Source organism: Methylobacterium sp. 174MFSha1.1, from assembly GCF_900116815.1.
Lineage (GTDB): Bacteria > Pseudomonadota > Alphaproteobacteria > Rhizobiales > Beijerinckiaceae > Methylobacterium.
Genome location: NZ_FPCB01000017.1, coordinates 116,690 through 140,490, shown reverse-complemented (window position 1 = coordinate 140,490; position 23,801 = coordinate 116,690). Strand labels below are relative to the sequence as shown.

Here is a 23,801-nt window from a genome sequence, read left to right as displayed (position 1 = left end):
TCACTCGAACCGCAGGATGCGCTCGCCGAGCAGCCCGCGGGGCCGCACGAGCAGGATGAAAGCCATCAGGGCGTAGATCGCAGCCTCGGCGAAGCCCGGATAGACCAGCACCATCAGGCCGCGCACCACACCGACGATGAGGGCGGCGAGCACCACGCCCCAGAACGAGCCTAAGCCCCCGATCACCACCACCACGAAGGCGCCGGTGAGCACCTCCGCGCCCATCGCCGGGTGGACGCCGGAGATCGGCGCCAGCATCACCCCGGCGAGCGCGGCGAGGCCGACGCTCACGCCCACCACGGTCGCCATGTAGGGCTTGAGCGAGATGCCGAGCGCCGCGACCATGTCGGGATTCTGGACGCCGGCCCGGACCACCCGCCCGAAGGTGGTGCGCTGGAGCAGGAACCAGATTCCGGCCACCGCGACGATGACCGCGGCCAGGATGGTGAGCCGGTAGCGCGACAGCACGAAATCGCCGACGAAGATCTGCCCGCGCAGGGCCTGCGGGATCGAATAGGGCAGGGGCGGCGCGCCGAAGATCATCCGCAAGGCCTGCTCGGCCACCATGGCGAGGCCGAAGGTGAGGAGCAGCGAGAGGATCGGGTCGGCGCGGTAGAACCGCCGAAAGAGGAACCGCTCGACCAGGAGACCGATCACCGCGACGAGCACCGGCGCCGCGACGATCGAGCCGCCGAAGCCGAGGGCGGGCGAGAGCACGATCGTCAGGTAGGCGCCGATCGCGTAGAACGCGCCGTGGGCCAGGTTGACGATGCCGCCCAAGCTGAAGATCAGCGACAGGCCGAGCGCGATCAGGAGGTAGATCGCGCCGAGGAAGAGGCCGTTGACGACCTGCTCGACGGCGAGGGTGAGGAGGAGCACGGGGTTAGTTCCTGTCGGACATCTTCGAGGTCATGGGCGTGCCACCTCGCTTCAGCATGAGGCGCCCGATCCCCTCCCCCCTCTGCGGGGGAGGGTGCCCGGCGGAGCCGGGCGGGAGAGGGGACCGCGACGCTGTTCCAGTTGGCGCACTTCACGATGGTCTCGGCCTCTCCGGAAGCGGCGTCCCCTCTCCCGGCCCCCTGCGGGGGCCACCCTCCCCCGCAGAGGGGGGAGGGAAAGGCGGGCGCCCGTGGGGGGAGGAGGGATGCGCACGAACCGGTCCGGCCTCCCGAGGACCGGAGCGCTTCACCGTGGAGCCGGCGGGACTCCTACCCCTCCAGCCTGCACGCCGCCTCCTCCGCCGTCGGCGCCAGCACCTCCATGTCCTCGTTGGGGCCGGGGATCGCCGGGGTCGAGGTGAACAGGTCCCACTTGTCCTTGACCTTGTCGGCGGGGAGCGCCGTGATCGCGTACATCTCGCTGATGAACTGGTGGTCGCGGGCGCGGAAATAGCCGGGACGCGGCTTCTGCACGTCGAACTTCGCGCCGCTCTCGAGATACGAGACCAGCTTCGGCCCCTCGGTGGACTTGGTGTCCGCCATCGCCTTGGCGACGATCTTGATCGCGTTGTAGTCGCCCCAGGCCTGGTTCTCCGGCGGCTTGCCGTACTTCTTGGTGAAGGCGGCGACGAATGCCTTGGCCGTGGGCGTATCGACCGTGTGGTGCCACAGGCACGGCCAGGTGCCGGCGAAGTTGCCGGGGCCGGCGCCCCAGGCGAGCGCGGTGTCGAAGCCGAAGCCGGCGACCGGGAAGGGCAGGCCGTACTCGGCATATTGCTTGAGGAAGTTGGTGATCTGGTTGCCGGCGAGGTTCGAGATCACGAGGTCCGGCTTCGCCTGCCGGATCTTGATCAGGTAGGCCGAGAAGTCGGTGGCGTCGGTCGGGACCAGTTCGTCGGCCGCGAAGGTGCCGCCCTGGCCCTGCATGAACCCCTTGGCGACCCGCAGCAGGTCGTGACCGAAGGCGTAGTCGGCGGTGAGCGAGTACCAGCGCTTGCCCTTGACGAGCCCGCCCTCGGTCAAGGAGCGGCCGACCGCCTTGACGTACATCGAGTTGGCGCCCTCGACGTGGAACATGTAGCGCTTGCAATCCTGCCCGCGCAACGCGTCCGAATTCGCCCCGGTATTGAGGAAGATGGTCTTGCCCCGCTGCGCCACCTGGCCGATGGCGAGCGCGGAAGCCGACGAGATCTCGCCGACGATCGCCGCCACCTTGTCGCGCTCGACGTAGCGCTCGGCCTTGCTCGACGCGGTCTGCGGATTGACCGAATCCTCCGTCAGGAGTTCGACCTTGCGCCCGTCGATGCCGCCGGCGGCGTTGATCTCCTCGGCGGCGAGCTGGGCCGCCATCACGGCGTATTCGCCGAGCGGCCCGAGGAAGCCGGTGCGCGGGGTCAGATGGCCGATTCGGATCGGCTGTCCGCTCTGGGCCCGCACGAGGCCCGGCATGGCGAGCGCGGCGCCGGCCGCGAGGCCGCCCTGCACGAGGTGACGGCGCGTCGGAGTGGAGCCCTGCGTCATGGTGCGTGTCCTGCCCGGGATCGCATCACGGTCGTTCGGGTTGCCGTGATCTGTGATCACACTTAGGCTGGCATCAAACGGCGCGTCTGTCGAGACGGGGAATCCGTCCGGTCGACGCCTTGGGGTAACGCAAGGGGGAGGTCCGCTTGGAACGGCGGGACTTGCATGGCGGGGAGGCGCGCGAGCGCCCCGACCCGGACGGCGCCGCGCCGCCGGCACGGATCACTCTCGGCACGCAGGTCTACGACGCCCTGCGCGACCTGCTGATCGCCGGCGAACTGGCGCCCGGCGAGCGGCTGTCCCTGCGCACCGTCGCGGAGCGTCTCGGCACCTCGATGATGCCCGTTCGCGAGGCGGTGTCGCGGCTCGTCGCCGACGAGGCGCTGGAGGTGCTGCCGAATCGCGCCGTGCGGGTGCCGGTGATCACGCTGCACAAGTTCCGCGAACTGACCCGGGTGCGCATCGTCGTCGAGGGCTTCGCCGCGGCGGAGGCCGCGCGCACCGTCGGACCTCGCGACCTCCCGGCGATCCGGGAGCACGACGCCGTGTTCCGGCGGGAGGTGCTGTCGCCGACGCCGGACCGGGAGCGGGCGATGCGGGCCAACCGCGACCTGCATTTCGCGATCTACGAGGCCGCCGGGCTGCCCTCGCTGATCGCGATCATCGAGGGGTTGTGGCTGCGCATCGGCCCGGTGCTCAACCTCGACATGCGCTCCTCGCCCCGCCGCCTCGCCGAGGGCGGAGCGCAGACGCACCACGCGGCCCTCGTGGCGGCGCTCGCCGCCGGCGATGCCGAGGGTGCCCGCGCGGCGCTCGCCGCCGACATCGCCGGCAGCGCCGCCTTCATCGAGACCACCGGGCGCCTCGCGCCCTAGGCATCGAGACCACCGGGCGCCCCGCGCCCTGCACAGGGAGGATACAATGGATATGGGTTTGAGCGGCCTGAAGGTGCTGGTCACCGCGGGCGCCGCCGGCATCGGGCTCGAAGTGGCGCAGGCCTTCGCGGAGGAGGGCGCGCGGGTCCATGTCTGCGACGTCGACCGCGAGGCGCTGGCGTCTCTGCCCGCCGGCCTCACCGGCACCTACGCCGACGTCGCCTCGCGCGACGACGTCGCCCGGCTGTTCGCGGAAGCCGACACGGCGCTCGGCGGGCTCGACTGCCTCGTCAACAACGCCGGCATCGCCGGGCCGACGGGCCGCGTGGAAGAGATCAACCCGGAGGACTGGGACCGCACCCTCGACATCTGCATCACCGGTCAGTTCAACTGCGTGCGTCTGGCGGTGCCGTCCTTGCGCAAGAGTGCCAACCCGTCGATCGTCAACCTGTCCTCGGTGGCGGGCCGCTTCGGCTTCCCGCTGCGCACGCCCTACGCGGCGGCGAAATGGGCGGTGATCGGCTTCACCAAGTCGCTGTCGCGCGAGCTCGGGCCGGACGGCGTCCGGGTCAACGCGGTGCTGCCGGGCATCGTCGCCGGCGACCGCCAGCGCCGGGTGCTGGAGGCCAAGGCGCAGCAGCGCGGGATCAGCTTCTCCGAGATGGAGCAGGCGGCCTTCGCGGCGGCCTCGATCAAGGACTACGTCACCGCGCGCCAGATCGCCGACCAGATCCTGTTCCTGGCCTCGGAGCGGGGCAAGACCATCTCGGGCCAGGCGCTGGCGGTGGACGGCGACCTGCAGATGCTGACGTAAGGTCGCCGATCGATCATCACGACGTTGCTTCCATCCTCAGCGTCATCCCGGGGCCGCGCAGCGGAACCCGGGATCCACAACCGCCGAGGGGTCAGGATGGGCCGGAACACGGTCCGCTTCGTTCTTCGCTGTCAGCGGTTATGCATCCCGGGTTCTCGGCTCCGCCGAGCCCCGGGATGATCCGGAGGGTAAGGCTGCGTGGGTCTCGACTTGAGAGCCGGGATCATAAGACCGTCACGGCAGCCACCGCGCCAGGAACCCGCCCACCGCCACGGCGAACACCGCCCACGGCCCGACCACCAGCCAGATCGGGTGCGGCCCGGCCTCATCCCTCGTCTTTGCTTCATTCAGGATCATCGCCGCCCCCGCCGATTCGTCGCGTGAGGCGAGAGAGCCCGGCGATTGTGGTTGGACAGGGGAAGCTTGACCGGTGGAGCTTGCGTCAGGCTGGCTCGTCCGCAGGGAGATGCGCCGCGACGGGACGCCGGCGCGCCGCGTCGAGGGCGTAGAGCGCGAGGCCGGCCCAGATCAGACCGAAGACCAGCGCACGGGACGGCGGCAGCGATTCGCCGTAGACGAGCACGCTGAGCAGCAGCAGGCCCGTCGGCGAGAGGTATTGCAGCAGCCCGAGCGTCGACAGCTTGAGGCGCGAGGCCGCCGCGGCGAACCACATCAGCGGCAGGGCGGTGGTGACGCCGGTGAGCATCAGGAGCAGCACCTGCCCGGTGTCCTGGCCGGGCGGCGTCGGCGCGAGGCTCAAGTAGGCGAGGGCGATCGGCAGGAGCGCGAAGGTCTCCGCGCCGAGCCCCAGGATCGGGTCGATCGGCACCAGCTTGCGGATCAGACCGTAGACCGCGAACGTCACGGCGAGCGCCAGCGCGATCCACGGCAGGGTGCCGGCCGCGACCACCGCCGCGACGACGCCGATGCCGGCCAGAGCCACCGCGGCGAGCTGGAGCGGGCGCAGGGATTCGCGCAGCACCAGGGCGCCGAGGGCCACGTTGACCAGCGGGTTGATGAAGTAGCCGAGGCTCGCATCCAGCATCCGACCGTTCTGCACCGCCCACAGGTAGAGCGACCAGTTGCTCGCGATGAGGAGGGCGGAGAGCACCAGGAAACCGTGGCGGCGCTGGAGCGTGAAGCCGGGGCCCCGGCGCATTAGACGCAGACCAACCAGCAGCAGCGTGATGAACAGGCTCGACCAGACGATGCGGTGGGCGAGGATGCCCCAGGCCGGCACCCCGTCGAGCAGGCGGAAATGAACCGGGACGACGAGGCCCCAGCTCAGGAAGGCGCCGAGCGCGTAGATCAGACCCACGGATGTTTCCCCCGGGCGTCTGCCGCGCCCGCGAGGGCTTGTGCCGCAGGTGGCCCGCCCCGGCTACGGTCCGGGGCGGGGAGCGGTCCCCCGCTCCACGCGGGTCTGCCAGAGGGTGTGCCGTTGGTTCAGGCGGCGAGGAAGCGCTCGAGGATCGGCAGCGTCGCTCCCGGATTCTCCTCGGCCAGGAAATGGCCCGAGGGGACGATCTCGAAGGTGGTGTCCTCCGGCGCGAAGGTGCCGGTCCAGGCCTGCCGCACCGGATCGAGCCCGTTGCGGCCGACGAAGCGGTCGGCGACCAGGACCAGGACCGGGCCGGCGAGGCGGCGCGCTTGAGCGATGTCGGCCTCGTCGGCGGCCCGGTCGGGCCCGGCCCCGGCGCGGTAATCCTCGCAACTGGCGTGGATGCGCTCGGGCACGTTCCAGCTCTGGCGGTAGAGGTCGAGGGCGCCGGGGGAGAAGGCGTCGAGGGTGCCGTCGCCGGTCCAGAGCCGCAGCAGGTCCTCGTAGTACGGGATCGGGGCCCGGCCGATCTCCTGCTCGGGCGTCGGCGCCGGTTGCGCCAGGAAGCGCCAATGCGGGTAGGCGTCCGGCTCCCGGTCCATCTTCTGCCACTGCGAGACCGTGGGCAGGATGTCGAGGAGGGCGAGACGGTCGATCCGGCCCGGCTCGTCGAGGGCGAGGCGGTAGCCGACCCGGGCGCCGCGGTCGTGGCCGATCAGGCCGAAGCGGACATGGCCCATCCGCTCCATCACGGCGACGACCTCCCGGCCCATCCGGCGCTTGGAATACGCCTCGTGCGCGGGGTCGCCCTTCGGCGCCGCCGACCAGCCGTAGCCCTTGAGGTCGAGGCAGACCACCCGGTGGGTGCGGGCGAGCGCCGGCGCGATCCTGTGCCAGCAGGCATGGGTCTGGGGAAAGCCGTGCAGCAGCACCAGCGGCGGCGCGTCCTCCCGCCCGCCGGCCCGGGCGAAGAAGCGCCCGTCGGGCAGGTCGATCCAGTGCGAGGTGAAGCCGGGAAACAGGTCGGCGGGCATCTGCGCTCCCAAGGTTTTTGGCCCGCGCCGGGGCGCGAGCTAACCTGGGTTAACGCGAGAACCCGCCTCAGGTCTCGCGGGCCACCGCACGCCAGCCGATATCGCGGCGGCAGAAGCCCTCCGGCCAGTCGATCCGGTCGAGGGCGGCGTAAGCCTTGGCTTGCGCCTCGCGCACGTCGCGGCCCAGCGCCGTCACGGCGAGGACCCGGCCGCCATCGGCCACCAGCCGCTCGCCGTCGCGCTTCGTGCCGGCCTGGAACACCAGGGCGCCGGTTCCTTCCGCGTCCGACAGGCCGCGGATCTCCGAGCCCTTGGCGACGGTGCCGGGATAGCCGGGGGCGGCCATGATGACGGTGAGCGCCACCTCGTCGCGCCATTCCGGCGCGACGCCCGAGAGATCGCCCTCGCTGGCTGCGAGCAGCAGCGGCACCAGGTCCGAGGCGAGGCGCGGCATCAGCACCTCGCATTCTGGATCGCCGAAGCGGGTATTGTACTCGATCAGCATCGGCCCGTCGGCCGTCAGCATCAGCCCGGCATAGAGGATGCCGGAGAAGGGGGTGCCGCGGGCGCGCATCCCGTCGAGGGTCGGGCGGATGATCCGCTCCATCACCTCGGCTTCCAACTCGGGCGTGAGCACCGGGGCGGGGGAATAGGCGCCCATGCCGCCGGTATTCGGCCCCTTGTCGCCGTCATGGACGCGCTTGTGGTCCTGGGCGGTGCCGAGGAGCACGGCGCGGGTGCCGTCGCAGAGCGCGAACAGGCTCGCCTCCTCGCCGACCATGCATTCCTCGATCACCACCTCGGCCCCGGCGGCGCCGAGCCCGCCGCCGAGCATGCTCTCCACCGCGGCTTCGGCTTGGAGCAAGGTCTCGGCTACCACCACGCCCTTGCCGGCGGCGAGCCCGTCGGCCTTGACGACGACCGGGATGCGGCCGGCGCGCAGATGCGCCAGCGCCGGCTCCACCTCGCGGAAGCGCGCGAAGGCGGCGGTCGGGATCGCGAAATCCCGGCACAGTTCCTTGGTGAAGGCCTTCGAGCCTTCGAGCTGGGCCGCCGCGGCGCTCGGCCCGAAGGCGCGGATGCCGGCCTCGGCCAGCGCATCGACCAGCCCCGCCACCAGCGGCGCCTCGGGGCCGACCACCACGAAGTCCACGCCCTCCCGCCCGCAAGCGGCGATCACCGCCGCGTGGTCGGTGACGTCGAGGGACAGGTTGGTGCCGTGGGCGGCCGTGCCGGGATTGCCGGGGGCGATCAGCAGGCGCCGGCAGAGCGGGCTCTGCGCCAGCTTCCAGGCGAGGGCGTGCTCGCGCCCGCCGGAGCCGATCAGCAGGAGGGTGAGGGGGTGCTGGTCGCGCATCGCCGGTTCCAAAAACGATCTCGAAGGTCTCGCGCGACGGTGTAGGGAAGGCGGAACCTGGCGGCAACCGGAGTGATGCGCGGGGGCCACTCACCCGCTCGAGTCGCCGGATCATGCGGCGGGACGGCCTTCCGCGGCCCGGCCCGACCCGGTAGCCTCACGCCCGATGTCGGCTTCCGCTCACTCCGCTTCCCTTCCCGGCCCGATCGCCAACGTGCCCGAATGGTCGGTCACCGAACTGGCGACCGCCCTCAAGCGCACCCTGGAGGATGCGTTCGGCCACGTGCGCCTGAAGGGCGAGATCTCGGGCTATCGCGGCCCGCACGGCTCCGGCCACGCCTATTTCAGCCTCAAGGACGGCGGCGCCAAGATCGACGCCGTGATCTGGAAGGGCACGATGCTGCGGCTGCGCCACAAGCCCAAGGAGGGGCTGGAGGTCGTGGTCACCGGGCGGATCACGACCTATCCGGGCAAGTCCGCCTACCAGATCGTCGTCGATTCGCTGGAGCCCGCCGGGGCCGGCGCCTGGATGGCGCTCCTGGAGGAGCGCCGCCGCCTGCTCGCGGCGGAAGGGCTGTTCGACGCCGCCCGCAAGCGGCCGGTGCCCTACCTGCCGACGGTGATCGGCGTCGTCACCTCGCCCACCGGCGCGGTGATCCGCGACATCCTGCATCGGCTGGCCGACCGCTTCCCGCGGCCCGTCCTGGTCTGGCCGGTGCGGGTGCAGGGGGAGGGGGCGGCCGAGGAGATCGCGGCGGCGATCCACGGCTTCAACGCGCTCGAGCCCGGCGGCGCGATCCCGCGGCCCGACGTGCTGATCGTCGCCCGCGGCGGCGGTTCGATCGAGGACCTGTGGTGCTTCAACGAGGAGATCGTGGTGCGGGCGGCCGCCGCCAGCACGATCCCGCTGATCTCCGCCGTCGGCCACGAGACCGACGTCACGCTGATCGATCACGCCTCCGACCGCCGCGCGCCGACCCCGACCGGCGCCGCCGAGATGGCGGTGCCGGTGCTGCACGAGCTGCTGATCGATCTCGACTCCTTGAGCCGGCGCCATGCCGGCGCGCTCCTGCGCCTCGTCGACCAGCGCCGGGGCGAATTGCGCGGCCTGACCCGGGCGCTGCCGGGCCCGGAGGCGCTGCTGGCCCAGAAGCGCCAGCGCCTGGATCTGGCGGAAGCCCGGCTTGCGCCTGCGCTCGCCGCCAATGCCCGGGACGCGCAAGGGCGCCTCAACCGGGCGCTCCAGGGGCTCGCCCGCAACCCGCCGTCCTTGCGCCTCGCTCGGGCCCGCGAGCGCCTGGCGGCGATCGACCACCGCCCGCGCCACGCGCTGGAGCGAGTGCTGGCGGTGCAGGGCGAGCGGCTGAACGGACTGTCGCGCCGGCTGGAGCAGGCGCCGGGCCACGGGCTGGAGCGCCTTGCCGGGCGCCTGTCGCGGGCGACCGCCCTGTTCTCGAGCCTCAACTACCGGTCGGTGCTGGCGCGGGGCTACGCGCTGGTGCTCGACGAGGCCGGCACGCCGGTCGGGTCGGCGGAGGCCGCCCGGGCGGCCGGGCGCGTGACGGTCGAGTTCGCCGACGGGCGGGTGGCGGCGACGGTGGAGGGCGCGAGCCCGCCCGAGAGTCCGCAGAAGTCCCCGCCGAAGCCGGCGCCGCGCCGGGCGGCGAAGCGCCGGGAGACCGGGGCGGACACGAAGAAGGCGCCCGTAGAGGGCGCCTTGCAGGGGTCGCTGTTCGAGACGTGAAGCTCGCCGCCTGTACCCTCCCCCCTCTGCGCAGGGCCGTCCCGGGAAAAGGAGTGGCGCGGGTTTCCCCTCTCCCCGCGGGCGGGGAGAGGCTTTCGTCCCCCTTGCCGGGGACGAAAGAAGCGGAGGCGCAGCCGGAGCGAGGGTGAGGGGGTATTCCCGGATGAGGCTCCTCCGGCACCACCCCCTCACCCTCGGCTGCGCCTCGCTGCGTCCCCTGAACGGGGACACAGCCCTCTCCCCGCCCGCGGGGAGAGGAGGATTCCCGCGCCATTCTTTTCCCCGGACAGCCCTGCGCAGAGGGGGGGGGAGGGTTATGCGTCCGCCATCGAGCCGTCTTGTTGACGAGACGGAGTTCAGGGGAACTCAATACTCGTCGTCGTCGTCCTGCTCGCCCTTCCGCATCGGCTTGAGGCGGGCGAAGACCGAATCGGCGTCGATGCGCTCGTCGCCACGGCCGGGGCGGCGATCCTCGTCGCGGTCCTCCGGCTCGGGCAGGACCGAGAGCTCGGGCGGCATCAGGGTGGCGCCGCCCTCGGCGGATTCCACCAGCGGACGGTCCTTGGCGGCGCGCTGGACCTCGAAGTCGAGGTCGATCTGCGAGCACAGGCCGAGGGTCACCGGATCCATCGGCTGCAGCGAGCCGGAATTCCAGTGGGTGCGCTCGCGGATCTGCTGGATCGTCGACTTGGTGGTACCGACGAGGCGCATCACCTGCGCGTCCTTCAGCTCCGGGTGGTTGCGCAGCAGCCACAGGATGGCGTTCGGCCGGTCCTGGCGGCGCGACAGCGGGGTGTAGCGCGGGCCCTTGGTGCGCTTCACCTCGGGCAGCTTCACCTTCGAGACCGCCACCTTCATGCGGTGGTTCGGGTTCTTCTGCGCCCGCTCGATCTCCTCGCGGGTCAGCTGGCCGGTCGAGACCGGGTCGAGGCCCTTGATGCCGGCCGCCACCTCGCCGTCGGCGATGCCCTTCACCTCGAGGGGGTGGAGCTTGCAGAAATCGGCGATCTGATCGAAGGACAACGACGTGTTCTCGACGAGCCAGACGGCCGTCGCCTTCGGCATCAACGGTCCCTGGGACATACCACACCTCCTCGGGGCGCTCCGACGCGGGAGCGCGACGGCCGCCCGGGAAGCGGCCCAATCCAAACACGGGCCCCTCGACGGCGACAGGGCGCCCGGGGCGGGGCCGGGAGGCCCCACCGGCGTCCCGGGATGACCAGGACGGCCTGTCTCACGCTGTGAGGGAATCGCCCGATATATAGGCGCGTCTCAGGCCCGGCGCAAACCGCTTTCGCGGGCGAAAAGCTTTCGCAGGGGCCATGTCGTCTCTTCGCGCGAAGCGAAGGTCCGCTGTCGGGCGGGCAGCGGGCGACGGATCGTCAGACGAACAGGCTCGACACGCTCGATTCTTCGGCGGTGCGCCCGATCGCCTCGCCGAGCAGCGGCGCGATGGTGACGACGCGGATGTTGCGGGCGAGCTTGACCGCAGCGGTCGGCTGGATCGAGTCGGTGATCACCAGTTCCTTCAGCTTCGAGGAGGCGATGCGCGACACCGCGCCCCCCGAGAGCACGCCGTGGGTGATGTAGGCCGAAACGTCCTTGGCCCCCTTCGCGAGCAGGGCCTCGGCCGCGTTGACGAGGGTGCCGCCGGAATCGACGATGTCGTCGACGAGGATGCAGGAGCGGCCCTCGACCTCGCCGATGATGTTCATCACCTCGGACTCGCCGGGCCGGTCGCGGCGCTTGTCGACGATGGCCAGCGGCGCGTCGATGCGCTTGGCGAGCGCGCGGGCGCGCACCACGCCGCCGACGTCCGGCGACACCACCATCATGTCGGCGGGGTCCATCCGCTCCTTGATGTCGCGCACCATGACGGGTGCGGCGAACAGGTTGTCGGTCGGGATGTCGAAGAAGCCCTGGATCTGGCCGGCATGCAGGTCGAGGGTCATCACCCGGTCGGCGCCGGCCTCGGTGATGAGGTTCGCCACGAGCTTGGCCGAGATCGGGGTGCGGCCGGAGGTGCGCCGGTCCTGGCGGGCGTAGCCGAAATAGGGCAGCACGGCGGTGATCCGCCGCGCCGAGGAGCGCCGCGCCGCGTCGATCATGATGAGCAGTTCCATCAGGTGATCGTTGGCCGGGAACGAGGTCGACTGGACGATGTACACGTCCTCGCCGCGCACGTTCTCCTGGAGCTCGACGAAGATCTCCATGTCGGCGAAGCGGCGGACCGAGCAGACCGCCAGCGGCTTCTCGAGATAGGCCGCGATCGCCTCGGCCAGCGGGCGGCTCGCATTGCCGGCGACGATCTTGATCGAGGATTTCATCGTGCTTCCATCGTGGCCCGCGCCAAGACCCCCGGCGCTGCCGCGCGGTGCCCTTGAGTCAGGCCCGCGCGCGCCGGGGTGAGGGAGGATCGCATCGAGCTACGCGCGAACACGGGCCCCTCGCGCGACGATGCTCTCATGTGACGGGCGAGGCTCTTACCAGTGCCGGGATACCGTCACAATGCTTTCATGCGCGCGCGGCCGGCTTTCATGCGCGCGCGACTGCGCAGCACCCCTGCATTCCTGTGCAGGGGTGCTGCGCCGGTGCGTCCCCGTCGCCTCAGGGCTGCAGCAGCCGGTGGAGATGCACGATGAAGTAGCGGGTCTGGGCGCTGTCGACGGTCTGCTGCGCCTTCGCCTTCCAGGCCATCGCGGCGCTGGCATAGTCGGGGAAGATGCCGACCACGTCGAGCTTCGAGAGGTCGCGGAAGGTCACGCTGTCGAGGTCCGTCAGCTCGCCCCCGAACACCAGGTGGAGAAGCTGCTTGGGCTCCTGAGAAACTTTGGGTTCCTGGGAGGTGGCCGGCGTGGTGTCACCCGGGTTGCTCATGCGCGTCGTCTCCGCGTGCCGCGACGATGCCGTCCGGCGGGACGGCGCCTGCCCGTCAAAGGCAGGCGCCCGGGGGCGTCGCAAACGCCGGCACGCGCGTCAAGCCGGATCGTGCTGCACTGCACGCGCGGACCCTCGCGGCACGTACGCTTTTCTCCCGAATTCGGGTGTGGTCCGGACGCAGCGACACACAAGATATTGTGGTCTATGGTGAGCTCCCGCCTCGGGCGGGATACTGGAGGTTGGCCATGCAGTTGAGGCCGAACAAGACCGTGATCGAGGGACAGGCGACGAGCGTCGATCCCGCACCCGACGGATGGGGTGCCAATGTCGAGTTCGCCGTCGAGCGGAGCAGGCCCGCCGACGGCTTCACCGATTTCCTCGGGGCGGCACCCGGCTCCACCGTGAAGATGTTCACGGCGGAGCCCGAGGCGGTGCAGCCGGGCCGCTCCTACACCGTCACCGCCTCCGTCCTCGGCGGACCACGCGGCGAGCGCGTCGTCATCCAGGACGCACAGGCGAAACGCCGCTGACGTTCCGGGATCTCAGGCGACGGCGACCGGGTCGATCGAGATGTCGAGCGCGATGGTGCCGTCGTCCTCTTCAGAGATGTCGGTGAGGGCGATGCCGCTGGCGGTCCCGTCGTTCCAGCGGGTGTGCGGATGCCGGTCGCCTCGGTCGTCGACCGAACGGACCCCGCGCGGGCCGGGGAACAAGTCTTCCGGGTCGTCCGGGTTCACCCCTTTCTGAAGGTCGCGGCGACCGTCGGCCTGGATGAGCGCGACCCTGTAGATCGGCGGGTTGGCATTGCTTTCCTGCGCCTCATCGATGTGCCAGAGCGCGAGGCCCGAACCGGGCAGGTGCGAATCGCGGCCGGTGCGCTGGCGATTCTCGAGCAGGAAGTACTCCCGCGAGCCGGGAGGGCCGTCGATGCGGTGGCAGGCGGTCGCCTCGCGCTCGAGCGTGTCGAGCGTGACCCGGCCCGACGCGGCGACGGTCTGGGGACTGACCCAGCCGAGCTCCGCCAGGCACCAGGCCGACAAGCGGGACGGGTGGTCGCCGCCGCCGTTCCACGAGCCGCCGCCCATCAAGCACCAGGGTCCGACGCCGAGGCTGCGGTAGCTGGTGTCGTAGAGGTCCGGCAATCCGAGGAAGTGCCCGAATTCGTGCGCGAACACGCCGAGGCGGCCGTCCTCCGGGGCGGTGAAATAAGCGTAGGCGTTCACACCGTCATTGACGAAGGGTTGCGGCAGCGTCCACTTGTGCGACCAGATCAGTGCCTTGCGCTGCGCGGCATCCGTGGCTGCCTCCGCCCCGCTGCCGGCATGGATCAGGAACAGCCCGTCGAGGTAATCGTCGCCGTTGAGGTCGAACGGCTTCAGGCTGTTCGTCGCGCAGTAGCGCCCCAGAATTTCCTGCAGCAGCCCCGGGACGTTGCGCGGAAAGGTGTCGCCGGTGCCGCTCATGTTGTTGGCGTAGTAGGAATACGGGTGATCGGCGCGCAGCCAGTCGGTCACGTGTCCTTTCACGGTCAGCTGGCCGTGGGACATCTCCTTGTAGAAGCGATGCATCGATCCCTTGTCGATCGGGTCGAACAGCAGCGACTCGTAGTGCTTCTTCGTCTGCTGGCCAGGCATGTCGGGGAAGTCGACCAGCAGGACCAGGCAGTTGAGGGTAGTCGGCCCGCCCGGCATCCGCAACGAGAGCTGCTTCGTCGGCGGGCTGCCGACCGAGGGCGAGAGCGAGGGCCCTTGCACGTCCGATGGCGGGTAGACGACGCCGTCGTTGAAGCCACTCCGGAGAAGCGGCGGGATGCCCAGCATGCCGGCCCGGTTCGCCAGCCGGGCATCGGCCGTCGAGAGAACCCGGCCGGCCGCGACCTGCGCCTTGATGTTGGCGAGAACGTCCGGCCGCGCGCTGCACGACGTCGGACCGGCCTCGTAGCAGGATCCTGCCGCAAGGGACCCGCATCCGCAAGACAGCATCCTCATGTCGTGCTCCAATCGTCGATACCCCGAAGGGGCAGGCGACGAATCTAAACACGGAGTTTACCCTCTGTAAACTTTTGTTTCTGAGGGTGACGCAAGCCTTTTTGTTCTAACAAACCGCGCAATAACGTGCATCGGGGTGTAAAACTGGCAAAATCCCCTGATCCCGAGTCGGTCGATCCGTTCCATGGCCGGATCAGGCGCCCCGGATTCTCATCCAGGGCGCCCGATCACCAAGAATATCTAAATATTTCGCCTATCGATCGCCTTGGGATAGAGTCGGATAATCGGTATATCCCTCCGGCCCCTGGCTGTACCAGGTCTTGTAATTGTCCTTGTTGAGGGGCGCGCCCTTGGCGATCCGCTCCGGCAGGTCGGGATTGGCGAGGTAGGGGCGGCCGAACGCGATCGCGTCGGCGCGGCCCTCGTCGAGGGCAGCCTGCGCCCGCGGCCCGTCGTAGTCGGAGTTCAGCACCAGGGGCCCGCGGAAGGCGGCCTTGATCGCCGGCGCCACCGGCGGGTGGGCGGGCTTGCCGAAGGTGCCGTCGGGGGCGGGCTCGCGCAGTTCGAGGAAGGCGACGCCGATCTCCGACAGGGAGGCGGCGGCGGCCGGGAACAGGGTCGCGGGATCGGCATCGTCGACGCCCTGGATCGGCTCGTTCGGCGACAGGCGCACGCCGGTGCGGTCGGCCCCCACGGTGTCGGCGACGGTGCGGGCGACCTCGGCGAGCAGGCGGATGCGGTTCTCCACCGAGCCGCCGTAGCGGTCCTCGCGCAGGTTCGAATTGGAGCGCAGGAACTGGTCGATGAGGTAGCCGTTCGCGGCGTGGATCTGCACCCCGTCGAACCCGGCCTCGATCGCGTTGCGGGCGGCCTTGGCGTAATCCTCGAGGATCCGCGGGATCTCGTCCTCGCGCAGGGCCCGCGCCTCGGCATAGGGCTTCTTGCCCTCGTAGGTATGGGCGTGGTCCGGCCCCGTGGTGGCCGAGGCCGAGACCGGCTGAGCGCCGCCGAGGAAGTCGGGGTGGACCAACCGGCCCATGTGCCAGAGCTGCGCGACGATGCGGCCGCCGGCCTCGTGCACCGCCGCGACCACCGGCTTCCAGGCCTCGACCTGCTCAGGCGCCCACAGGCCCGGGGCGAACGGCCAGCCGGTCCCCTCCTGCGAGATGCCGGTGGCCTCGCTGATGATCAGGCCGGCGCCGGCGCGCTGGCGGTAATACTCGGCCATGATCGGCGTCGGCACGTGGGCGCGCGAGGCGCGGCCGCGGGTGAGCGGCGCCATCAGGATGCGGTTCGGCGCCGCGATGGCGCCGAGCTGGATCGGGTCGAACAGGGAAGGCACTTACGTCGTCTCCGGATCGAGCCCGGCTTCAAGGGCCGGGCGATGCCCGGGAGATGTGGGCGCTGCAGCGCAGCGGACCAGACCCGGGCCCGACGGCCCGGACCGGGATGTGCGCTGCCTCACGTCACGACAGGGATTAAACCCTCCCGGACGTCACGACTTGTCCATCTGCTCCTTGGCATCCGACACCGCCTTCATGCAGCCGGTCTCGTCGCCCTTCTTGTCGAGCTCGCGGGCGCGGTTGAGGCTGGCGCGCGCCTCCATCACGCCGGTGCCGCCGCCGCTCGCCTTGGCGACGTCGGCGGTGGCCTGCGTCTCGGTGGAGCCGGGGGCGGGGCCCTTGGGGAGCGAGGACGGGCTCGTCCCCTTCTCGGTCGCCGCCTCGGCCTGAGCTTCCCGGCGGGACGCCACCTCCTTGCCGCCGCTGGACGCGGCGATGGTCTCGCGGCCCTTCGCGTCGAGGCGCGGTTCCAGCGACGAGATCTCGGTGCCGCAGGCGCCGGCAAGCGCCGGACCGGCGAGGCCGGCGAGGAGGCCGGCGGCGAGGATGAGCTTCATGGCGTGTCTCTCCCGTTCCGGGCATGCGGCGCGCACTGACCGGCGAACCTTGGCCCGATGAACCCTGGTCGCGAACACCCGCCCGGGGGCGGGGGTTCCGCCTCGCGGGAATCATTGCAGAAAAAAGGGGCCGCCCCCCGTGCGGGAAGCGGCCCCTCGTCGTCTCCGCCGTCTCCCGCGGGGGCACGAGGCCCCGCGGGATCGGGCTCACGCGCTCAGCTTGTCGCGCATCGGCAGCTGGCGGATGCGCCGGCCGGTCGCCGCGAAGATCGCGTTGGCGATGGCCGGCGCCACCGGCGGCACGCCGGGCTCGCCGACGCCGCCGAGCGGCTTGTCCCAGGATCCGCCCTGCACGAGGTGCACATTGATGATCTTGGGCGCCGCGTCGATGCGGGTGAGCTCGTAGGTGTCGTAGTTGTCCTGGACGGCGCGGCCGTTCTTGAAGCTGATCTGGGCGGTGAGCGCCAGGCCCATGCCCATCACCACCGCGCCTTCGAGCTGCGAGCGCACCCGCTCCGGGTTGACCTGCTGGCCGCTGTCGATGGCGATGTCGACGCGCTGGACGCTGACCTCGCCCTTCGGCGACACCTCGACCTCGGCGACGGCCGCCGTGTAGGTCACGAAGCTGTAATGCGCCGCGATGCCGAGGCCGCGGCCCTTGTCCACCTTGCGGCCCCAGCCGGCGCCCTTGGCCACCGCCTCGATCACGTTGCGCAGGCGGCCCGTGTCGTAGGGATAGCGCGCGGGATCCTCGCCGTAGTTCCAGGCGTCGCCCATCTTGACCGGGTCGATGATCCGGGCCGGGCCGATCACGTCGAGGAGGTAGTCCTTCGGGTCGCGGCCGGCCATGTGGGCGAGCTCGTCCAGGAACGACTGCACCGCGAAGGCCCGCGGGATGTTCGAGACCGAGCGGAACCAGCCGATGCGGACATGGGCGTCGGCGGGCGGGTTCTCCATCCGCATGTTGGGGATGGCGAACGGCACGTTGACGAGGCCCATCCCGAGCTCGATCGGGATCTGCTCGTTGGCGCCGGCGACGAAGGTCGAGCCGATGGTCGGGGCGGCGCTGCGGTGCAGCCAGGCGATCGGCATGCCCTTGTCGTCGAGCCCGGCCTCCAGCCGCTCCATCGAGACGGTGTGGTAGTAGCCGTTGTGGAGGTCGTCCTCGCGGGTCCAGGTCATCTTGACCGGGGCGCCGTCGACCGCCTTGGAGCAGAGCGCCGCCTCGACGAAGTAGTCGGGCTTCGACTTGCGGCCGAAGCCGCCGCCGAGCAGCGTGACGTTGACCGTGACGGTCTTGGGATCGATCCCGAGGCGCTTGGCGATGCGGTCGCGGGCGGCCTGGGGCGACTGCACGCAGCCCCAGGCCTCGATCGTGCCGTCCTTGGCGATCCGAACGGTCGCGGCCGGCGGCTCCATCGGGGCCTGGGCGAGGTGGGGGATGTAATACTCGGCGTCAAAGCGTTTCACCGCCTTCTTCATCGCCGCGTCGACGTCGCCCTCCTGCCGCACCACCTTGCCGGGCTTGCGCACGGCCTGTTCCAGGGTGGCCCGGTAGGCGTCCGAATCGTAGGACGCGTTCGGCCCGTCGTCGAAGGTGGCGTTCAAGGCCTCGCGCCCCTTGATCGCCGCCCAGGTGTTGCGGGCGATGACCGCCACGCCGCCGGTCGGCATGAACTCGTAGGGCGGGGCCGGCGGATCGATGGTCACGACCTTGACGACGCCCGGCACCTTCATGGCGGCGGCTTCGTCGAAGGTCTTGACCTTGCCGCCGAAGACCGGAGGCCGGGCGACCACGGCGTAGAGCATGCCCTCGACGCGGGTATCGAGGCCGTACTGCGCCTTGCCGGTTGTGATGCCGACATTGTCGATGAGGCCGACCCGGCCCTTGCCGATGTAGCGGAAGGCCGACGGGTCCTTGAGCTTGACCGATGCGCGGTCCGGCACCGGCACGCTGGCCGCCGCCTGCGCCACGTCGCCGAAGCCGATGCGGCGCCCGGACTTGGCGTGGACGAGGGTGTGGTTCTCGGCCGTCACCTCGCCGGCCGGCACGCCCCATTGCTTGGCGGCGGCCTCGACCAGCATGGTGCGGGCGGCGGCACCGGCGCGGCGCAGCGGCATGAAGAAGTGCCGCAAGCTGCGCGAGCCGTCGGTGTCCTGGTTGCCGAAGCGCTCCTCGTCGCCGTGCGCCTGGGCGACCTTGACCTTGGCCCAGTCGGCCTCGAGCTCATCGGCGACGACGAAGGCCACCGAGGTGCGCACGCCCTGACCCATCTCCGAGCGGGTGCAGGTCACCGTCACGGTGCCGTCCGGGGCGATCGCCACGAACAGGGTCGGGTCGTCGCGCCAGCCATGCGGCATGCCGTCGGCGCCGAACTTCGCCGGCTCGGCGGCGAGCCCGTCCTTCGGCTTCAACGACAGGGCGAGCACCAGGGCGCCGGCGCCCGCGAGCAGGCCACGGCGGCTGAGCTGGCCGGAAGAGGCCTTCAGGATCGCGGATTCCGGCTCCTCGGCCGGGGCGGATTTGAGGAAGGAGGACAGGTCGTGAATCACAGGCGATCTCCCTGGCCGGCCTTCGGGGTCAGCCCCGCCGCCTGCTTGATGGCGGCGCGGATGCGCGGATAGGTGCCGCAGCGGCACAGGTTGCCGCTCATCGTCGAATCGATGTCGGCGTCGGTCGGCTTCGGGGTGTCCTTGAGGAGGGCCGCCGCCTGCATGATCTGCCCGGTCTGGCAGTAGCCGCACTGCGCCACGTTGAGGTCGCGCCAGGCGGCCTGGACCGGGTGGTTGCCGTCCGGGGACAGGCCCTCGATCGTCACCACCGGCTGGCCGTCGGCGGCCGAGACCGCGGTCTGGCAGGCCCGCACCGCGGCGCCGCCGACATGGATGGTGCAGGCGCCGCAGGCCGCGACGCCGCAGCCGAACTTGGTGCCCGTCAGGCCGAGCTCGTCCCGCAGGTACCACAAGAGCGGCATCTCGGGGTCGCCGTCGAAGCGGCGCTCCTCACCGTTCACGTTGAGCTTGATCATCGTCGCCCTCCGGCTTCGGGAGGCTTGTCGGGAACGCCCCGCGGACATGGCTCCGGTCGCGGCGCCCAGCCTCCCTGTCGATTCTACGTTCCGTCTCGCGGCGCGGCGGCCGTCGCAGGCCCGCGCCCCGTCTCCTCCCGGATCACGCCTGGACCGGCGTGCTCTTGCTTGCTTGGGCGGGCCCGGCCCGTGGACCGATCCGCCTGTCACCCGGAACATCAGAATAGTTTCAGGTTAGGGATGGGTAACCCGGAGTCGCGCGTGTCGGCAAGACGGTCGCGCTCCGCCGAAATGCCGCGTCGGGCCGGTGGCAACGCCTTGCCGGAGGTTTGCTTTTCGTGTATCGGCCCAACCTCCGGTGGTCCGATGCCGGGATGCTGCCTGCGTGGAGTGACGAACTCCGAGCGGCGCACCGGCTGGGGCCCCCTGGAAACACACGTTTTCGCCCGTCGATCACGCGCCGGCCCGCGCCCCTTCACATTTCGGGGAGCGGCGGTTCCGAGAGAGCTCTCGGGACTCCGGCGGGCGGAAGCGGCCCGTTCATACGAGCCGCCGGCGCCGTCCCCCCGGATAGGGAGGGGCGATAAGGAGCATCAATGTCCGCAGGTTTGCAAGGCGCCGCGTCGAGCCGCGAGGATTTCGCCGCCCTCCTGGAAGAGTCGTTCCGGGAGCACGAGATCACGGAAGGGTCCGTGGTCAAGGGCCGTGTGGTGGCGATCGAGAAGGACGTCGCCGTCATCGACATCGGGGCCAAGACCGAGGGCCGCGTCGCCCTCAAGGAGTTCACGGGCCCCGGCCGTGACCAGCCGATCGGCGTCGGCGACGAGGTCGAGGTCTACGTCGACCGCATCGAGAACGCCCTCGGCGAAGCCGTCATCTCGCGCGACAAGGCGCGCCGCGAGGAGAGCTGGGTCAAGCTCGAGAAGGCGTTCGAGAACAACGAGCGCGTCACCGGCACGATCTTCAACCAGGTCAAGGGCGGCTACACCGTCGACCTCGACGGCGCCGTGGCGTTCCTGCCGCGCTCGCAGGTCGACATCCGTCCGGTCCGCGACGTCACCCCGCTGATGGGCACGCCGCAGCCGTTCCAGATCCTCAAGATGGACCGCCGCCGCGGCAACATCGTGGTGTCGCGCCGCACCGTGCTCGAGGAGAGCCGGGCCGAGCAGCGCTCCGAGCTGGTGGCCAACCTCGAAGAGGGTCAGGTCATCGACGGCGTGGTCAAGAACATCACCGAGTACGGTGCGTTCGTCGACCTCGGCGGCATCGACGGCCTGCTGCACGTCACCGACATGGCGTGGCGCCGCGTCAACCACCCGTCCGAGGTGGTCAACATCGGCCAGACCGTCAAGGTCAAGATCATCAAGATCAACCACGAGACGCATCGCATCTCGCTCGGCATCAAGCAGCTCCTGGCCGATCCGTGGGAGGGCATCGCCGCCCGCTACCCGGTCAACGCCAAGCTCAAGGGCCGCGTGACCAACATCACCGATTACGGCGCCTTCGTGGAGCTGGAGCCGGGGATCGAGGGCCTGATCCACGTCTCGGAGATGAGCTGGACCAAGAAGAACGTCCATCCGGGCAAGATCGTCTCCACCTCCCAGGAGGTCGAGGTTCAGATCCTGGAGGTCGATCCGGTCAAGCGCCGCATCTCACTCGGCCTGAAGCAGACCCTGCAGAACCCGTGGGAGGCCTTCTCCGAGAAGCACCCGGCCGGGACCGAGGTCGAGGGCGAGGTCAAGAACAAGACCGAGTTCGGTCTGTTCATCGGCCTCGAGGGCGACGTCGACGGCATGGTCCACCTCTCGGACCTCGACTGGAACCGTCCGGGCGAGCAGGTCATCGACGAGTTCAAGAAGGGCGACGTGGTGCGTGCCCAGGTTCTCGACGTCGACGTCGAGAAGGAGCGCATCTCGCTCGGCATCAAGCAGCTCGCCGGCGATCCCTTCGCCGATGCGGGTGAGGGCATCCGCAAGGGCCAGGTGGTCACCTGCGAGGTGCTCGAGGTCAAGGATTCGGGCATCGAGGTCAAGATCGTCGATTCCGACCTCCAGGCCTTCATCCGCCGGGCCGATCTCGCCCGCGAGCGCAACGACCAGCGCCCCGAGCGCTTCGCCGCCGGCGAGAAGCTCGATGCGCGCGTGACGCAGTTCGACCGCAAGGCCCGCCGCGTCCAGCTCTCCATCAAGGCCCTCGAGATGGCCGAGGAGAAGGAGGCGATCGCCCAATACGGCTCCGCCGATTCGGGCGCCTCGCTCGGCGACATCCTCGGCGCGGCCCTCAAGGCCCGCCAGGGCGACAAGAAGTAAGGCGACGAGAAGCAGGGACCCGTCCGGGCCAGCCGGCCCGGACGCCCCGATGAAACCCGAACGCCCGCGCGGGACCCCCCGCGCGGGCGTTCTCGCGTCCGAATTACCGCGATCGGGGAGGGGAATGGGCGCAAAACCGGTCTTGCCGCTGCGCGACGGCCGGGGGTAGAACAGCCCGGGAGCGAGGTGCGCCAATGACTTGCAGGGAACCACCCGGCAGGACGGCGCCTTCCGGAGTCTGATCAGGATACGGGCGCCGCATGGCCATCGATGCCGAACTTCTCCTCGACCGGCGGTCCTTGCGCCGGAAGCTGTCCGTCTGGCGCGCGATCGGGATCGGGGCGCTGATCGTCGCCGCCGGCGCCGTCGGCTGGCGGGCGGCCGGGGGCAGGGGCCTCTCCGCCGTCACGCCGCAGATCGCCCGCATCAGCATCGACGGCTTCATCGCCGGCAGCGAGAAGACCCGCGAGCTGATGAAGCGCGTCGGCGAGTCGAGCGCCGTCTCGGGCGTCGTCGTGTCGATCAACTCGCCCGGCGGCACCACCACCGGGTCCGAGGAGCTCTTCCGCAACCTGCGCGCGCTCGCCGAGAAGAAGCCGATCGTCGCCTTCGTCGACGGGACGGCGGCCTCGGGCGCCTACATCACGGCGATCGCCGCCGACCACATCGTCGCCCGCGAGACCAGCCTCGTCGGCTCGATCGGCGTGCTGTTCCAGTATCCCGAGCTGTCCGGCCTCCTCGACAAGGTCGGGGTGAAGGTGGAGGAGGTGAAGTCCTCGCCGCTCAAGGCCGAGCCGAGCGGCTTCCACCCGACCCCGCCGGAGGCCCGCGCCGCCCTGCAGGCGATCGTCGGCGACACCTACGGCTGGTTCCGGGATCTCGTGGCCGACCGCCGGAGGATGAACCCCGACCAGATCAAGGCGGTGGCCGACGGACGGGTGTTCAGCGGCCGCCAGAGCGTGCCGCTCGGCCTGATCGACGAGACCGGCAACGAGCGCCAGGCCATCGCCTGGCTCGAGCGCGAGAAGGGCGTCGCCAAGGACCTGCCGGTGCGGGACTGGAAGCCGCGCTCCGACAACCGCTTCGGCCTGTTCTCGGCCGCGGCGGTCGGCGCCGGGCTCCTCGGCTACGATGACCTCGCCGCCCGGCTGCGGCAGGCCGGCCCCGAGACGGAGAGCCTGACCCAGGGCGGCCTCCTCGCGGTCTGGCGCCCGTAACGGACAAGACGCCTCCCCGCGCACCTCCCCCGGCCGGCCCCGCCTCAGTCGAGACCCTACCGCCCATGATCAAGTCCGAGCTGGTGCTCAAGATCGCCGAGCAGAACCCGCACCTGTATCAGCGCGACGTCGAGAACATCGTCAACGCCATCCTGGACACGATCGCGGATGCGCTGGCGCGGGGCGACCGGGTCGAGCTGCGCGGCTTCGGCGCCTTCTCGGTCAAGCGCCGGGAGGCGCGGCGCGGCCGCAACCCGCGCACCGGCGCCGCCGTGGCGGTGGCCGAGAAGGCGATCCCGGTGTTCAAGACCGGCAAGGAGATGCGCCTGCGCCTGAACGCCGCCGGGATCGGCGCCGACGAGCCGAGCCGGGCCGAGGCCGCCGCGAGCTGAGGCGAAGGTCGACCCTGGCGCTCGGGTTCCCGCGCGTTACACTTGCGCACGACACTTGCACCTGCGGGGCTCCGGCCGGCGGCTCCGCTCCCCTCCGCATCACCGACGAAAGACCGGGTTTCCCGATGATCCGCTTCCTCAAGGGCCTGATCCTGCTGCCCATCGCGATCGTGGTCGTGCTCCTGGCGGTCGCCAACCGCCAGCCGGTGATGCTGTCCTTCGATCCGTTCTCGAACGGGACGCCGGCCTTCACCCTGCCGATGCCGCTCTACGCGCTGATCTTCGCCGCCGTCGCGGTCGGCATCGTGGTCGGCGGCATCGGCTCCTGGCTCGGCCAGGGCGACACCCGCCGCGACCGCCGCGCCAAGGGCCGCGAGCTCGCCCGCCTGCGCAACGAAGCCGAGCGCCTGCGCCAGACCGCCTCGGCCCACACCCCGACGGTCGGCCGCACCGCCCTGCCGGCCCCGGTGAGCCGCGCCTGA

Annotated in this window: 22 protein-coding genes; 8 read left to right on the top strand and 14 right to left on the bottom strand. The window is 70.6% G+C overall.

Features of this window, described 5'->3' with window-relative positions; all coding sequences use genetic code 11:
• Positions 1-879 carry a branched-chain amino acid ABC transporter permease gene (locus BM430_RS16260; protein WP_093568291.1) on the bottom strand — a complete coding sequence of 293 codons (879 nt, stop codon included), beginning with the start codon at positions 877-879 and terminating at the stop codon, positions 1-3.
• 329 nt (positions 880-1,208) lie between these two features.
• Positions 1,209-2,459 carry an ABC transporter substrate-binding protein gene (locus BM430_RS16255; RefSeq protein WP_093568290.1) on the bottom strand — a complete coding sequence of 417 codons (1,251 nt, stop codon included), beginning with the start codon at positions 2,457-2,459 and terminating at the stop codon, positions 1,209-1,211.
• 146 nt (positions 2,460-2,605) lie between these two features.
• Here BM430_RS16255 and BM430_RS16250 point away from each other — a divergent pair, with 146 nt between their 5' ends.
• On the top strand, positions 2,606-3,334 hold the full coding sequence (locus tag BM430_RS16250) for a GntR family transcriptional regulator (protein WP_244539508.1): 729 nt from the start codon (positions 2,606-2,608) through the stop codon (positions 3,332-3,334).
• A 46-nt stretch (positions 3,335-3,380) separates the two neighbouring features.
• The gene (locus BM430_RS16245) at positions 3,381-4,148 is read left to right on the top strand and encodes an SDR family oxidoreductase (protein WP_093568288.1); all 768 of its coding nucleotides are present in this window, start codon (positions 3,381-3,383) and stop codon (positions 4,146-4,148) included.
• Positions 4,149-4,382: 234 nt separating this feature from the next.
• Here the strand turns inward: BM430_RS16245 and BM430_RS35570 are convergent, their stop codons facing one another.
• The 4 genes from BM430_RS35570 to purD form a co-directional block, all read right to left on the bottom strand.
• Positions 4,383-4,505 (bottom strand): hypothetical protein, encoded by a 123-nt coding sequence (locus BM430_RS35570; protein ID WP_280142280.1) that lies wholly within the window; start codon positions 4,503-4,505, stop codon positions 4,383-4,385.
• 85 nt (positions 4,506-4,590) lie between these two features.
• Positions 4,591-5,466 carry an EamA family transporter RarD gene (gene rarD / locus BM430_RS16240; RefSeq protein WP_093568287.1) on the bottom strand — a complete coding sequence of 292 codons (876 nt, stop codon included), beginning with the start codon at positions 5,464-5,466 and terminating at the stop codon, positions 4,591-4,593.
• Between the two features lie 128 nt (positions 5,467-5,594).
• Positions 5,595-6,503 carry an alpha/beta fold hydrolase gene (locus BM430_RS16235; RefSeq protein ID WP_093568286.1) on the bottom strand — a complete coding sequence of 303 codons (909 nt, stop codon included), beginning with the start codon at positions 6,501-6,503 and terminating at the stop codon, positions 5,595-5,597.
• A gap of 67 nt (positions 6,504-6,570) precedes the next feature.
• Positions 6,571-7,860, bottom strand: a complete 1,290-nt coding sequence (purD, locus tag BM430_RS16230; protein WP_093568285.1) for a phosphoribosylamine--glycine ligase — start codon at positions 7,858-7,860, stop codon at positions 6,571-6,573.
• Positions 7,861-8,026: 166 nt separating this feature from the next.
• Between purD and xseA the strand changes: the two genes are divergently transcribed.
• Positions 8,027-9,604, top strand: a complete 1,578-nt coding sequence (gene xseA, locus BM430_RS16225; protein WP_093568284.1) for an exodeoxyribonuclease VII large subunit — start codon at positions 8,027-8,029, stop codon at positions 9,602-9,604.
• Between the two features lie 366 nt (positions 9,605-9,970).
• Here the strand turns inward: xseA and BM430_RS16220 are convergent, their stop codons facing one another.
• The 3 genes from BM430_RS16220 to BM430_RS16210 form a co-directional block, all read right to left on the bottom strand.
• Complete coding sequence (locus tag BM430_RS16220) at positions 9,971-10,687, bottom strand: DUF1013 domain-containing protein (RefSeq protein WP_093568283.1); 717 nt, start codon at positions 10,685-10,687, stop codon at positions 9,971-9,973.
• 299 nt (positions 10,688-10,986) lie between these two features.
• Positions 10,987-11,931 carry a ribose-phosphate pyrophosphokinase gene (locus BM430_RS16215; protein WP_093568282.1) on the bottom strand — a complete coding sequence of 315 codons (945 nt, stop codon included), beginning with the start codon at positions 11,929-11,931 and terminating at the stop codon, positions 10,987-10,989.
• 280 nt (positions 11,932-12,211) lie between these two features.
• Positions 12,212-12,481 carry a DUF4170 domain-containing protein gene (locus BM430_RS16210; RefSeq protein ID WP_093568281.1) on the bottom strand — a complete coding sequence of 90 codons (270 nt, stop codon included), beginning with the start codon at positions 12,479-12,481 and terminating at the stop codon, positions 12,212-12,214.
• A gap of 248 nt (positions 12,482-12,729) precedes the next feature.
• On the opposite strand from BM430_RS16210, the gene BM430_RS16205 reads away from it, so the two are divergent.
• Complete coding sequence (locus tag BM430_RS16205) at positions 12,730-13,014, top strand: hypothetical protein (RefSeq protein WP_093568280.1); 285 nt, start codon at positions 12,730-12,732, stop codon at positions 13,012-13,014.
• Positions 13,015-13,026: 12 nt separating this feature from the next.
• On the opposite strand, the gene BM430_RS16200 is transcribed toward BM430_RS16205, so the two are convergent.
• From BM430_RS16200 to BM430_RS16180, 5 genes are all read right to left on the bottom strand, one after another.
• On the bottom strand, positions 13,027-14,304 hold the full coding sequence (locus BM430_RS16200; RefSeq protein WP_177303071.1) for a M6 family metalloprotease domain-containing protein: 1,278 nt from the start codon (positions 14,302-14,304) through the stop codon (positions 13,027-13,029).
• 421 nt (positions 14,305-14,725) lie between these two features.
• Positions 14,726-15,814, bottom strand: a complete 1,089-nt coding sequence (locus tag BM430_RS16195; protein ID WP_093568278.1) for an alkene reductase — start codon at positions 15,812-15,814, stop codon at positions 14,726-14,728.
• 153 nt (positions 15,815-15,967) lie between these two features.
• Positions 15,968-16,372, bottom strand: coding sequence for a hypothetical protein (locus tag BM430_RS16190; RefSeq protein WP_093568277.1), 405 nt, complete (start codon positions 16,370-16,372; stop codon positions 15,968-15,970).
• Positions 16,373-16,579: 207 nt separating this feature from the next.
• Positions 16,580-18,865, bottom strand: a complete 2,286-nt coding sequence (locus tag BM430_RS16185) for a xanthine dehydrogenase family protein molybdopterin-binding subunit (RefSeq protein ID WP_093568324.1) — start codon at positions 18,863-18,865, stop codon at positions 16,580-16,582.
• A 56-nt stretch (positions 18,866-18,921) separates the two neighbouring features.
• Positions 18,922-19,401 carry a (2Fe-2S)-binding protein gene (locus BM430_RS16180; RefSeq protein WP_093568276.1) on the bottom strand — a complete coding sequence of 160 codons (480 nt, stop codon included), beginning with the start codon at positions 19,399-19,401 and terminating at the stop codon, positions 18,922-18,924.
• A 596-nt stretch (positions 19,402-19,997) separates the two neighbouring features.
• On the opposite strand from BM430_RS16180, the gene rpsA reads away from it, so the two are divergent.
• The 4 genes from rpsA to BM430_RS16160 all read left to right on the top strand — a co-directional run bounded on the left by rpsA (position 19,998) and on the right by BM430_RS16160 (position 23,801).
• Entirely contained in the window at positions 19,998-21,710 is a 1,713-nt protein-coding gene (gene rpsA, locus BM430_RS16175) for a 30S ribosomal protein S1 (RefSeq protein WP_093568275.1), read from the top strand.
• A gap of 260 nt (positions 21,711-21,970) precedes the next feature.
• A complete protein-coding gene (sppA, locus tag BM430_RS16170; protein ID WP_093568274.1) occupies positions 21,971-22,927 on the top strand; it encodes a signal peptide peptidase SppA in 957 nt (318 codons plus the stop codon).
• A gap of 65 nt (positions 22,928-22,992) precedes the next feature.
• Complete coding sequence (gene ihfB, locus BM430_RS16165; RefSeq protein WP_048433052.1) at positions 22,993-23,319, top strand: integration host factor subunit beta; 327 nt, start codon at positions 22,993-22,995, stop codon at positions 23,317-23,319.
• A 125-nt stretch (positions 23,320-23,444) separates the two neighbouring features.
• On the top strand, positions 23,445-23,801 hold the full coding sequence (locus tag BM430_RS16160) for a lipopolysaccharide assembly protein LapA domain-containing protein (RefSeq protein WP_093568273.1): 357 nt from the start codon (positions 23,445-23,447) through the stop codon (positions 23,799-23,801).

Bases quoted from the DNA above. Each gene is read 5' to 3' on its own strand.
- BM430_RS16255 (WP_093568290.1), bottom strand. From the start codon at position 2,459: ATGACGCAGGGCTCCACTCCGACGCGCCGTCACCTCGTGCAGGGCGGC.
- BM430_RS16245 (WP_093568288.1), top strand. From the start codon at position 3,381: ATGGATATGGGTTTGAGCGGCCTGAAGGTGCTGGTCACCGCGGGCGCC.
- BM430_RS35570 (WP_280142280.1), bottom strand. From the start codon at position 4,505: ATGATCCTGAATGAAGCAAAGACGAGGGATGAGGCCGGGCCGCACCCG.
- BM430_RS16235 (WP_093568286.1), bottom strand. From the start codon at position 6,503: ATGCCCGCCGACCTGTTTCCCGGCTTCACCTCGCACTGGATCGACCTG.
- purD (WP_093568285.1), bottom strand. From the start codon at position 7,860: ATGCGCGACCAGCACCCCCTCACCCTCCTGCTGATCGGCTCCGGCGGG.
- xseA (WP_093568284.1), top strand. From the start codon at position 8,027: ATGTCGGCTTCCGCTCACTCCGCTTCCCTTCCCGGCCCGATCGCCAAC.
- BM430_RS16220 (WP_093568283.1), bottom strand. From the start codon at position 10,687: ATGTCCCAGGGACCGTTGATGCCGAAGGCGACGGCCGTCTGGCTCGTC.
- BM430_RS16215 (WP_093568282.1), bottom strand. From the start codon at position 11,931: ATGAAATCCTCGATCAAGATCGTCGCCGGCAATGCGAGCCGCCCGCTG.
- BM430_RS16210 (WP_093568281.1), bottom strand. From the start codon at position 12,481: ATGAGCAACCCGGGTGACACCACGCCGGCCACCTCCCAGGAACCCAAA.
- BM430_RS16205 (WP_093568280.1), top strand. From the start codon at position 12,730: ATGCAGTTGAGGCCGAACAAGACCGTGATCGAGGGACAGGCGACGAGC.
- BM430_RS16200 (WP_177303071.1), bottom strand. From the start codon at position 14,304: ATGCTGGGCATCCCGCCGCTTCTCCGGAGTGGCTTCAACGACGGCGTC.
- BM430_RS16190 (WP_093568277.1), bottom strand. From the start codon at position 16,372: ATGAAGCTCATCCTCGCCGCCGGCCTCCTCGCCGGCCTCGCCGGTCCG.
- BM430_RS16180 (WP_093568276.1), bottom strand. From the start codon at position 19,401: ATGATCAAGCTCAACGTGAACGGTGAGGAGCGCCGCTTCGACGGCGAC.
- rpsA (WP_093568275.1), top strand. From the start codon at position 19,998: ATGTCCGCAGGTTTGCAAGGCGCCGCGTCGAGCCGCGAGGATTTCGCC.
- sppA (WP_093568274.1), top strand. From the start codon at position 21,971: ATGGCCATCGATGCCGAACTTCTCCTCGACCGGCGGTCCTTGCGCCGG.
- ihfB (WP_048433052.1), top strand. From the start codon at position 22,993: ATGATCAAGTCCGAGCTGGTGCTCAAGATCGCCGAGCAGAACCCGCAC.
- BM430_RS16160 (WP_093568273.1), top strand. From the start codon at position 23,445: ATGATCCGCTTCCTCAAGGGCCTGATCCTGCTGCCCATCGCGATCGTG.